Source organism: Streptomyces sp. NPDC088707 (assembly GCF_044752725.1).
Taxonomy (GTDB): Bacteria; Actinomycetota; Actinomycetes; order Streptomycetales; family Streptomycetaceae; genus Streptomyces.
On record NZ_JBIVLV010000013.1, the window covers coordinates 24,293 to 35,430 of the forward strand.

Genomic DNA, 11,138 nt, shown 5'->3' on the forward strand with positions numbered 1-11,138 from the left:
CTCAAGCATCTTCCCCTGCATGGGCGTTCGACCAGATCGCACCTATTCGTATGCCGTGGCGCCCCGATGGCGTGCTCTTGCCCGGAAACCCCTTGAGCACCCCGCGGGGTCGGCCAGTATGGCCGCCAAACGCCCTACTGCGATGCAAGGGACACCGCATGAGACTGACCGACATATCGCTGGACTGGCTGCTTCCGGGTGGCGTCATGGTGGCCGGAGTCCTGACGGCGGTGGCGGTGCTCGCGCGCGGGAAGCGCGCCGGTGACCAGGCCGCGGCCGAGGACTCCTGGGAACGCAGCGAGGAGCGCCGCAGACGCAAGGAAGCCGTGTACGGCACCGCTTCCTACGTCCTCCTCTTCTGCTGTGCCGCGGTCGCCGCGGCCCTGTCCTTCCACGGTCTCGTCGGCTTCGGCCGGCAGAACCTCAACCTCACCGGCGGCTGGGAGTACCTCGTCCCCTTCGGCCTCGACGGCGCCGCCATGTTCTGCTCGGTGCTCGCGGTCCGCGAGGCCAGCCACGGCGACGCGGCCCTCGGCTCGCGGCTGCTCGTCTGGCTGTTCGCGGGCGCGGCGGCCTGGTTCAACTGGGTGCACGCTCCGCGCGGCCTGGGTCACGACGGGGCGCCGCAGTTCTTCGCGGGCATGTCCCTCTCGGCGGCGGTCCTCTTCGACCGGGCGCTCAAGCAGACCCGCAGGGCCGCGCTGCGCGAGCAGGGCCTGGTGCCCCGCCCGCTGCCGCAGATCCGGATCGTGCGGTGGATGAGGGCACCGCGGGAGACGTTCGCCGCCTGGTCGCTGATGCTGCTGGAAGGCGTACGGACCCTGGACGAGGCCGTCGACGAGGTGCGCGAGGACCGGCGGGAGAAGGAGCAGAACCGGATCCGCCGGCGCGACCAGGTCAAGCTCGACCGGGCACGGCTGAAGGCGATCAACCGCCAGCACCGCGCCTTCGGGCTCGGCAGGGGTGGCGGCCGTCAGGTGGAGATGGCGGCGCTCAACGCCACCTCGGGCTCAGGCACGGGCCAGGGTCCGGGGTCCGGCGGCGGCTCGGGTTCCGGTTCCGCGTCGGCGCCCGTGCAGGCCGCCGTCGCGGAACCGGCCATAGCGGATCCGGGACAACTGCCGCTTCGACCCCGGCCCTCCCTCCAAGCCGTCGGAGGACGTGACCTCCCCACGGGTGACTCCCGGACGGTGGATCTCACCGCGGAGGACGACACCCAGACGCTGCCCCGTCTCGACTCCCTGGAGCGCAAGCTCAAGGACCTGGAGCAGCAGTTCGGCTGAGCAGACCGCTCTGTCCACCGCGGAACGGCGGGGCCGCCTCTCAGGCGGCCCCGCCGTTCAGTTCGAACCACACCACCTTGCCCACCCCGTGGTTCTCGACCCCCCAGGAGTCGGCCAGGGCCTCGACGAGGATCAGCCCCCTGCCGTGCGTACCGTCGTCGGCGGGCGGTACGTGCGGTGGTGCGATACCGGGGACGAAGTCGCGGACCTCGACCCTCAGCTGCTCGGGCACGACCGTCGCCGTCACGACGGCCCCGTGCTCGGTGTGGATCAGGGCGTTGGTCACCAGCTCGCTGGTGAGCAGTTCGGCGACGTCGGAGGCGCCCGGTCCGCCCCATTTCCGCAGCAGTTCACGCAAGGCATGCCGCACCTCCGGCACCGCGGTGAGATCCGCGCATCCCACCTTTCTGAGCAGTTGAGTCGGCTGTCGTGCCTCCCCGGCCATATCCCCCCACCCACAGATCGCGTCGAACAGGCTCACGGGGATGCATGCCCCGCCGACACGGCCGCATTCCCTCAGGGTCGGGGCACGTTGCGCAGGTTGGAGCGGGCCATCTGGACCATCCGGCCCACTCCCCCGTCCAGGACGATCTTGCTGGCGGAGAGGGCGAAGCCGGTCACCATGTCGGCGCTGATCTTCGGGGGGATGGAGAGCGCGTTGGGGTCGGTGACGACGTCCACCAGCGCCGGGCCCTTGTGCTTGAAGGCGTCCTTGAGCGCGCTCGCCAGATGCCTGGGCTTCTCGACCCGTACGCCGTAGGCCCCGGCGGCGCGGGCGATGGCCGCGAAGTCCGGGTTCTTGTTCGTCGTTCCGTACGAGGGAAGCCCGGAGACCAGCATCTCCAGCTCGACCATGCCGAGCGAGGAGTTGTTGAAGACGATCACCTTCACCGGCAGGTCGTACTGCACGAGGGTGAGGAAGTCGCCCATCAGCATGGAGAATCCGCCGTCGCCGGAGAGCGAGACCACCTGCCGGTTCCGGTCGGTGAACTGAGCGCCGATCGCCTGCGGCAGCGCGTTGGCCATCGAGCCGTGGCTGAACGAACCGATGATCCTGCGCCGCCCGTTGGGGCTGAGGTAGCGGGCAGCCCAGACGTTGCACATCCCGGTGTCCACCGTGAACACGGCGTCGTCGTCGGCGAGTTCGTCGATCTGGGAGGCCACGTACTCGGGGTGGATCGGGACGTGCTTCTCGACCTTGCGGGTGTAGGCCTTGATCACGCCTTCGAGCGCGTCGGCGTGCTTCTTGAGCATCTTGTCGAGGAAGCGCCGGTCGGTCTTCGCCCGGACTCGGGGGATCACACAGCGCAGGGTCTCCCGGACGTCACCCCAGACGGCGAGGTCGAGCCGGGAGCGGCGGCCGAGGTGCTCGGGCCTGACGTCCACCTGGACGATCTTGACGTCGTCGGGCAGGAAGGCGTTGTACGGGAAGTCGGTGCCGAGCAGGATCAGCAGATCGCACTCGTGGGTGGCCTCGTACGCGGCGCCGTAGCCGAGCAGTCCGCTCATGCCGACGTCGTACGGATTGTCGTACTGGATCCACTCCTTGCCCCGCAGGGCGTGGCCGACGGGAGACTTGACCCGCTCGGCGAACTGCATCACCTCGGGGTGCGCCCCGGCCGTCCCGCTGCCGCAGAAGAGCGTCACCCGGTCGGCCGCGTCGATCATCCGGACCAGGGCGTCGATCTCGGCGTCCCCCGGGCGGACGGTCGGCCGGGAGGTGACGAGCGCGGTCTCCACCGCCTTCTCCGGGCCCGGCTGGGAGGCGATGTCACCGGGCAGCGCGACCACGCTGACGCCGCGGCGGCCGACGGCGTGCTGGATCGCAGTGTGCAGCAGCCGGGGCATCTGCTTCGGGTTGGAGATGAGCTCGCTGTAGTGGCTGCACTCGCGGAACAGCTGGTCGGGGTGGGTCTCCTGGAAGTAGCCCAGGCCGATCTCGCTCGACGGGATCTGCGAGGCGAGGGCCAGGACCGGGGCCATCGAGCGGTGGGCGTCGTACAGGCCGTTGATGAGGTGCAGGTTCCCCGGGCCGCAGGAGCCGGCGCAGGCGGCGAGGTCCCCGGTGATCTGGGCCTCGGCGCCGGCGGCGAAGGCAGCGGTCTCCTCGTGCCGCACCTGGATCCAGTCGATCGAGGGGGTACGGCGGATCGCGTCGACGACGGGGTTCAGGCTGTCGCCGACGACGCCGTAGAGGCGCCGGACTCCCGCGCGGACGAGGATGTCGACGAACTGCTCCGCCACGTTCTGTTTGGCCATGGCTCCATCAACCCACGGCCCGGCGGGTTGCGCCCGGTGGATTACGCCTCCCAGACACCCACCCCCGTACGGTCGTCGGCGTATCCGGTCACCCTCAGCTGGGTGTCGGCGAGGAACGCGGCGAGTCCGGGCGCCTCGGCGTCGGCCCAGCGGGCGGCGAGTTCGCGGGCGAGGGCGGGTTCGCCGCGCATCGGCTCCGCGAGACCGGGCGAGGCGAGGAGCAGAGTGTCGCCGGGGCGGGCGACGGACGCGCGGAAGCGGAACGGCTCGGCGGGCGGCGGTACGGGCTCCTCGACGAGCGGTCCCGGTGCGGTGGTGATGCCGAGGTCCATGGTGAGCCGGTCGCCCTCCTCGGTCTCGGCCGCCACGTCCTGAGGAGGCGGCGAACCGAAGCCCACGACGGGGGCGCCGGTGACGGCGGCCGGCTCGGGCAGCAGCGGTTCGATGTCCTGCCAGGCGCCGTCGCGGAGCCGGAAGAGACCGCCGCCGCCGATGCCGAAGAAGACCCGGGTGCGGCAGTCGGGGTCGGCGGGGACGAGCAGACAGCGGAGGGTCGCGGTGTACTCGTCGGGGGCGAGGCCGCGCTCGGCGGCGCGGGTGCGGAGCTTGCCGTAGGTACGGTCGGTGAGCCGGTGGAGTCCCGACTTGAGGTCGCCGCGGCGGCCGGACCTGATGTCCTCGGAGAGCCGGGCGTGGCTGCGGCAGACGGCCTCGGCGATCCACTGGCAGGCGTCGGCGGCGGCGAGATGGGCGTCCTCGGCGGCGCGGGAGCCCGCGGCGACGGCGACGAGGACGAGCGCGGTCTCGTCGTGGCCGAAGCGGGCGGTGAGCAGGGCGTCGCGGCGCGGCTCGCCCCGGTAGCGCGCGGAGTCACCGCGCACGGAGGCGGCCCGCAGGGTGCAGGTGCCGTACCGGGCGCCGTCGAGCACGGTGTCGGACACCAGCTCGCCGAGCTCCCCGGGCCGAGCGACGGGCAGCGCGGTCGGCTCGGGCTCGTAGGTGGGCGGCCGGCTGCCGACGTATCCGGTACGGGGCCGGGGCACGGAGGCCTCGACGGTGAGGTCGGAACGGGAGTCGGGCCCGCCGGCCGGGGCCTCGTCGCCGGACCCGGAAGGGGACGCGGACGCGGACCCGGACCTGGACCCGGATCCGGCCCCGGGCCCGGGCCCGGAGTCGGAGTCGGAGTCGGACGCGGGATCGAATCCGGTCTCGATCACCTCGCGGTCGTCCGGTCCCCCGGGCACCTGCACCTGGACGGTGGGCGTCTCGACGGGCGGGGCGGGCGGGGGCGGAGGAGGCGGGGCGGGAAAGGTCTGCTGGCCCTCCTGCCGTGCCTCCCAGGGCGCCCGTCCGGGCACGACGGGTACCGCGGGGCCGGGCGGCGGGGGCGGCGCGGCGGCCACCGGCGGCGAGGACGGGGCGGGCGGCGCGGTGGGCGGGCTCGGCGGTGCGGTGGGCGGGCTCGGCGGTGCGGCGGGCGGGCTCGGCGGTGCGGCGGGCGGGCTCGGCGGTGCGGCGGCCTTCGGCGGCGGCACCGGGATCGGGACGGCCGCCGTGGCCCACGGGTCCGGCGCCGGGCCCGGAGTCGCACCCGGCGGACCCGCGGTGGCGCGGGTCGCCGTGGTGAAGTGGTCGTCGAGGGTGTCACCCGACGCCGTCGGGGCCGTGTCCGGCGCCGACTCGTCGTAGAGCTTGTCCCACCAGTTGTCGTCCCCCTGCTGAGTCATGCCCTTATTGTCCACCGCGGGGGGCGCCCGAAAACGGGACATCAGGAAAACCGTTGCTGCAAATGGGTGGTCCGCCGGGCGGCCCCACCCCCCACGGGAAGGACGCCCGGCGGACCGGCGTGATCAGCGCACGTCGTAGGCGCGGACCACGGTCTGGGTGACGGAGTTGCCCTTGGCGTCCGCCAGTTCGGTCTTCAGGGTGACCTGCTTACCGGTCGCGCCCGTGTGGTTCACGGTCGCGGTCCAGTGGCCGCCCTGCTGAGAGACCTGCGCTTCGGTCCAGGTCGTGCCCCCGTCGTAGGAGTACGAGAGCTTGGCCGAGGTGAGCGCCGCGGGAGTGTAGCCCGCGTGACCCGTCGCGGTGAGGCCGATGTGCTGGCCGTCGGTCGCGGCGAGGGTCTTGAGTCCGTCCTCCGGAAGGTCGTACCGGGGGAAGAGAATCGGGATGCCCTGAGAATAGACGCTCTCGTCAAGCTTGGAGGTGAATTTCCATACCGAACTGACGGAGTTCGAGCGGGCCCACACCTTGCTCCCGATCTTCATGACGTTCTGTTCGAGGGTGTACGTGCCCTCGTCGGCGGGCACCGGGAAGGCGCCGAACGGCCAGCCGCTCTCGCCGAGCACCTCGCCGTCACGGCTCAGGCGGACGTTGCCGATGTCCCCGAAGGAACCGGCCTCGCCGTGGTGGGTGTTGTCGCCCCAGATCGCGGCGGAGAAGCCGATGTAGTCGCCCTGGCGCTCGGCGACGAGGACCGGCTTGCCGGTGCTGTCGCGCGGGGCGGTGGGGGCGACGACCCCGTCGTACCAGCGCTCGGTGCGCCGCTCGCCGGCCTTGTACGTGCGCGGGGTGCCGATCATGTACTCGCCGAACGGGAAGCTGGAGGACAGCATCCGGTCCCAGCTCGTGTCACCGGCGGTGTAGTACTCGGTACGGGTGCCCGGGGCGGAGACCGGCGCGAGGTCGCCGAAGGAGACGGACGTGCCGTTGGGCCGGGAGGCGCCGCCGAAGTCGATGAAGTCGCCGGCGAGGCCCATGGCGCGGTAGGTCGACTCGGTGCGACCGAGCCGCGCGTCGCGGACGCGGTAGTTCTTGTCGCCGCGGATCGACCCCGTCTCGGGGAAGGCGAGGTTGTAGAGGTACGGGCTCTTCGCGGTGGCCTTCCAGGAGAGGCCGACCTGGCCGGAGGCGAGCTTGCCGAGCAGGGCCGCGCCCTCGGTGGAGTCGACGGCGAGGACCGGGAAGCCGGCGCCGACGAAGCCGCCCGAGGGGTACCAGCGGCCGGGGCCGGTGCGGTACGCGAGGACGGCGACCGCGCCCGCGGCCTTGGCGTTACGGGCCACCGTGGACGCCGAGTTGGAGGTGTCGGGGAAGCGGACCAGGGCGATGCGGCCCTGGACGCCGGCGGCCTTGAGCTCCTCCGGGGTGCCGGTGCCCGCGTCCACGAGACCTGCGGAGCCGGTGCCGTCGAGGTTGTCGGAGCCGGTGGAGGCGGTGACCGGGTGCAGGGTCAGGCCGTCGGTGGTGCGGAGCGAGGAGATCAGCGGGGCGGCGGTCCGCCAGTAGCTGCCGAACTCGAAGTCGCCCTCGCGGGCCGCTCCTTCGACGGAGGCGTAGTAGCCGCGGATGGTGCGGCCGCCGGCCGCGGTGCCGGAGTGCAGCCAGAAGTCGTCCCACGACCGGGCGAACGCGAGGGTGGTGCCTCGGGCCTCGGAGGCCTTGTCGGTCGCGACCGACAGCTTGTGGGCCTTGCGGGCGTCGAGGACGACGGTGGTGTCCTTCCTGACCTCCAGCTGCGGGCGGCCGAGGTAGCTGAGCGAGTCGTTCAGCGTGGCGCCCTCCCCCGCGTCGGGGGTGGTGACGAAGGAGGAGAGGAAGTAGCTGCCGGGGCGGACGCGGTAGACCTGGTCGGTGGCGCCGTCGTTGAAGCGGCGCTCGCCACTGGCGACGTCGGTGCCGATGACGTCGAGGGAGGAGGCGCCGGCGGCGGGCTTCCCCTGACGGTCGATCAACTTGACCCGGAGGGTGACCGTTTCGGGCTCGACATACAGCGAGAACGGGGTGGAGACATGGATGCCGCCCTTGCCGGTGGCGACCACGCGGCCGGTGACGTCACCGTACTGGGCGCGGTCCAGGCGGGCCGTGGGGTCGAGCTCCAGCGGGACCTGGACGGTGGCGCCGGCGGGGACGGCGACGGTGCGCTTGCCGAGGCGGGCGACCGAACTCCGCACCCGGGATCCGTCGTTGCCGGTGACCTTCTCGACGGCCAGGTCCAGGGTGACCGGAGCGCCGGAGGTGTTGGTGTACGGGACGGAGACCGTGGTGCGGTCGGTCCTGTCCTGCGGCCAGTTGTAGGTGCCGCCCTGGACGGCGGGCGAGCCGAGGACCGTCTGGTCGATCGCGGCCTTGACGTCGAGGCGGCCGCCGCCGACCTCGCGGACGTCGCCGGGGACGGAGCTCTCGGCTGAGGCGACGAGCGCGGCCTTGACCTGCTGGGCGGTCCAGTCGGGGTGGCGCTGCTTGACGATGGCGGCGGCGCCCGCGACGTGCGGGGTGGCCATCGACGTACCGGACATCGACTGGTAGGCGTAGACGCCCCGGCCGCCGGCCGCGGCGGCGGAGATGTCGACACCGGGCGCCGCTATCTCGGGCTTGAGGGTGTGGTTGACGATCGTCGGACCGCGGCTGGAGAAGTACGCGGTGGAGTCGTCGCGGTCGGTGGCGCCGACGGTGAGCACGCTGGGCGCGCAGCCGGGCGAGGAGACCGTGTTGAGGGTGGGGCCCGAGTTTCCGGCGGCGATGACGAACAACGTGCCCTTGTTCTGAGCGAGTTCCTCGGCCGCGAGGCTCATCGGGTCGGTGCAGTCGGTGGGCACGGGGCTGCCGAGGCTCATCGAGACGACGTCGGCGCCCTGGGCGACGGCCCATTCCATGCCCGCGATGATCCAGGAGGCGGCGCCGGAGCCGGAGTCGTTGAGGACCTTGCCGTTGAGGAGTTGCGCGCCGGGCGCGACGCCCTTCTTCCGGCCGTCGCTCGCGGCGCCGGAGCCGCCGGCGGTGGAGAGGGTGTGGGTGCCGTGGCCCTGGCGGTCGTCGGTGCTGTCGGAGTCGGTGAAGTTCTCCGAGGCGGCGATCCGGCCCTTGAGGTCGGGGTGCTCGGCGTCGGCGCCCGTGTCGAGGACGGCGACCTTGGTGCCCTTGCCGTCGTAGCCGGCGGCCCAGGCCTCGGGGGCGTGGACCTGCTTCGTCGAGCGCTCCAGGGTGGCCTGGACCTTGCGGTCGAGCCAGAGCTTCTTGATTCCGGAGGCGGAGCGGGCCGTGGGGGTGTTCACCTCGGCCCAGAACGTGGCGGCCTGCTTCTTCTCCGCCGTGAGCGCGACGCCGTCGACGGTCCTGAGGACCTGGCCGCGCCGGGCGCCGCGCGGGGCGGCGGGGACGGAGCGGGCGAGGTCGGAGCCGTAGACCGCGATGAGGGGCAGCGTCGTGCTGGCGGCGTCGTCGTAGCCCTGCCGGACGAGGCCGGTGACGTTGAAGAGCTCCTGGTCGACGCGGCCCGCCGCGAGCGCGTCGGTGGCGCCCTCGGGGTAGACGTACAGGTCCTGGCCGGAGTGGCGGGTCTGGACCAGGGGGACGGTTCCGTCCTCGCGCGGCAGGGCGGTGGCGGAGGGGTTGCCTTCGGCGTCGCGGCCGACCACGACGCGGTCCCCGGTGACCAGGGTCACCGTGACGGGACGGTCCCCGGCGCGGGCCGCGGCCTCGCTCCCTACCAGCGGTCGCTTGCCGGCCGTGTCGTCCTGCGGCTCGTTCGCCACGGACGGCGCGACCGCGGTGACGGCCAGGACGACGGCGGTCGCCGCCCCCAGGGCCGTACGCGAAATCGGGCGCATCGCTCTCCCCATCTGATTCCGGATAAAGGGCACAAGACACCCGTCTCCGGAGGCTGTTGGTGCTGCGGTGGCGCCACATTGGCAGAGGTGAGGGCGGTACAGGGATGATGGGCGAGGCGGGAATACGCCGTGGCCGTTTCCCGCCAGGTCACCAACGGAACGAATGCCTCCGGTGAATGTCCTGGGAAGATCCGGGGCGCGCCGCCGGAGGTAGGGCGAGGGGTGGGGCATCCATGCTGGGAGCGATAGGACTCGACGAGCGCCAGGAGTCCGCGTACCGGGCGCTGGTCGCGCTGGGCGCGGCCGAGGTGACCGACCTGGCGCACCGGCTCGCGCTGCCCGAGCGGGACACCGAGCGGGCGCTGCGCCGCCTGGAGTCGCAGGGCCTCGCCGCTCAGTCCTCGGCCAGGACCGGACGGTGGGTGGCGGCGCCGCCGGGGGTGGCCCTGGGCGCCCTCCTCACCCAGCAGCGCCATGAGCTGGAGCAGGCGGAGCTGGCGGCGGCGCTGCTGGCCGAGGAGTACCGGGCGGAGGCCGAGGAGGCGGCCGTGCACGACCTGGTGGAGGTGGTGACCGGCGCGAGCGCCGTCACCCATCGTTTCCTCCAGCTCCAGCTGGGCGCCCAGGACGAGGTCTGCGCCCTGGTGACGGGCAAGCCGATCGCGGTCTCCGGCATGGAGAACGACGCCGAGGAACAGGCCGCCGGGCGGGGAGTGCGCTACCGGGTGGTGATCGAGCGGGAGGTGCTGACGCTTCCGTCCGGGCTGCTCGAACTCTCGGCGGCGCTCAGCCGTGAGGAGCGGATCCGGGTCGCGGACCGGGTCCCGACGAAGCTGGTGGTCGCCGACGGGAACCTGGCGATGGTGCCGCTGACCGGGCGGGGCGCGGAGCCGGCGGCGATCGTCGTGCACGCGAGCGGGCTCCTGGAATCGCTGATGGGCCTGTTCGAGTCGGTGTGGCGGGACGCGCTGCCGCTGAGACTCGGGGCGGGTGCGCAGATCACCGAGGAGGAGGCGCCCGGGCCGGACGTCATGGACCTGGAGATCCTGTCGCTGCTGCTCGCCGGGATGACGGACGCGAGCGTGGCCAAGCAGTTGGACCTGGGGCTCCGGACGGTGCAGCGCCGGGTGAAGGGCCTGATGGAGCTGACCGGGGTGACGACCCGGCTGCAGCTGGGCTGGCACGCGTACGAGAAGGGCTGGGTGGCGCGCGGCTGAGAGGGCGCGCGGCCGAGCAGGCGCGCGCCCGACGCGCGGCGGAGCAGGCGCGCGGCCGAGCAGGCGCCGTCCGTGGGCGCGCGGCGTCCGCGCGCCGGCCGTGGGTGTGCGCGCCGTGTCGGCGCCCCCGCCCCACCGGGTTCCGGAGGTCCCCTCGCCGTACCCGGATGCCTGCCGCGACCTGCGCGGACGCCCGTTGTGGGGGACCCTGGGCGGGTGGGTGTGTGGCAGCTCCTGATGGTCGCGACGGTGATGTTGCTCGGCGTGTTCGGGGTGCTGGCCCCCGGCGTGCCGGGGACGTGGCTGGTGTGGGCCGCGATGCTCTGGTGGTCCCTGCACGAGCGGACCGACCTCGCCTGGCTCCTGCTCGCCTCCACGACCGGTCTGCTGCTGCTCACCCAGGTGGTCGTGTGGCAGCTGCCGCCCCGTCGCTTCCGGGGCGTGGGCATCACCCGGCGGATGGTGACGTACGCCGGCGCGGGCGCCCTCCTGGGCTTCGTCCTGGTGCCGGTGCTCGGCGCGATCCCCGGCTTCGTCGGCGGGATCTACCTCTCGGAACGCCTCCGGCTCGGCGGCCACGGGCAGGCCAGGGCGGCCACCCGGACGGTGATGCGGGCGGCCGGCACGAGCGTCCTCGTGGAGCTGTTCGCCTGCCTGCTCGTCGTGGGGGCGTGGGCCGGAGCGGTGCTCTGGGGCTGAGTCCTAGGACGGAAGAGGGAGGCGGGGTGGGCCCCGCCGCCGATCCGCCCCGGGCACGGCCGCAGGAT

Annotated in this window: 7 protein-coding genes; 3 read left to right on the forward strand and 4 right to left on the reverse strand. The window is 72.9% G+C overall.

What is annotated here, in order from left to right:
* The first annotated feature begins 158 nt into the window (after positions 1–158).
* Positions 159–1,283, forward strand: a complete 1,125-nt coding sequence (locus ACIP84_RS32035; protein ID WP_355969521.1) for a DUF2637 domain-containing protein — start codon at positions 159–161, stop codon at positions 1,281–1,283.
* A gap of 40 nt (positions 1,284–1,323) precedes the next feature.
* Here the strand turns inward: ACIP84_RS32035 and ACIP84_RS32040 are convergent, their stop codons facing one another.
* From ACIP84_RS32040 to ACIP84_RS32055, 4 genes are all read right to left on the reverse strand, one after another.
* Entirely contained in the window at positions 1,324–1,728 is a 405-nt protein-coding gene (locus tag ACIP84_RS32040; protein WP_355969520.1) for an ATP-binding protein, read from the reverse strand.
* 71 nt (positions 1,729–1,799) lie between these two features.
* On the reverse strand, positions 1,800–3,542 hold the full coding sequence (locus tag ACIP84_RS32045) for a pyruvate dehydrogenase (protein WP_355969517.1): 1,743 nt from the start codon (positions 3,540–3,542) through the stop codon (positions 1,800–1,802).
* A 41-nt stretch (positions 3,543–3,583) separates the two neighbouring features.
* Complete coding sequence (locus ACIP84_RS32050) at positions 3,584–5,269, reverse strand: protein phosphatase 2C domain-containing protein (protein ID WP_401802656.1); 1,686 nt, start codon at positions 5,267–5,269, stop codon at positions 3,584–3,586.
* Between the two features lie 123 nt (positions 5,270–5,392).
* A complete protein-coding gene (locus tag ACIP84_RS32055) occupies positions 5,393–9,154 on the reverse strand; it encodes a S8 family peptidase (protein WP_401802659.1) in 3,762 nt (1,253 codons plus the stop codon).
* Between the two features lie 233 nt (positions 9,155–9,387).
* On the opposite strand from ACIP84_RS32055, the gene ACIP84_RS32060 reads away from it, so the two are divergent.
* Together ACIP84_RS32060 and ACIP84_RS32065 are read left to right on the forward strand one after the other, a co-directional pair.
* Positions 9,388–10,371, forward strand: a complete 984-nt coding sequence (locus tag ACIP84_RS32060; RefSeq protein ID WP_401802660.1) for a helix-turn-helix domain-containing protein — start codon at positions 9,388–9,390, stop codon at positions 10,369–10,371.
* Between the two features lie 216 nt (positions 10,372–10,587).
* Positions 10,588–11,070 (forward strand): DUF456 domain-containing protein, encoded by a 483-nt coding sequence (locus ACIP84_RS32065; protein WP_355960065.1) that lies wholly within the window; start codon positions 10,588–10,590, stop codon positions 11,068–11,070.
* The last annotated feature ends 68 nt before the right edge of the window (positions 11,071–11,138 follow it).

What these genes read in the sequence shown, in the direction of transcription:
- ACIP84_RS32035 (WP_355969521.1), top strand. Translation starts at nt 159, where the DNA reads ATGAGACTGACCGACATATCGCTGGACTGGCTGCTTCCGGGTGGCGTC.
- ACIP84_RS32040 (WP_355969520.1), bottom strand. Translation starts at nt 1,728, where the DNA reads ATGGCCGGGGAGGCACGACAGCCGACTCAACTGCTCAGAAAGGTGGGA.
- ACIP84_RS32045 (WP_355969517.1), bottom strand. Translation starts at nt 3,542, where the DNA reads ATGGCCAAACAGAACGTGGCGGAGCAGTTCGTCGACATCCTCGTCCGC.
- ACIP84_RS32055 (WP_401802659.1), bottom strand. Translation starts at nt 9,154, where the DNA reads ATGCGCCCGATTTCGCGTACGGCCCTGGGGGCGGCGACCGCCGTCGTC.
- ACIP84_RS32050 (WP_401802656.1), bottom strand. Translation starts at nt 5,269, where the DNA reads ATGACTCAGCAGGGGGACGACAACTGGTGGGACAAGCTCTACGACGAG.
- ACIP84_RS32060 (WP_401802660.1), top strand. Translation starts at nt 9,388, where the DNA reads ATGCTGGGAGCGATAGGACTCGACGAGCGCCAGGAGTCCGCGTACCGG.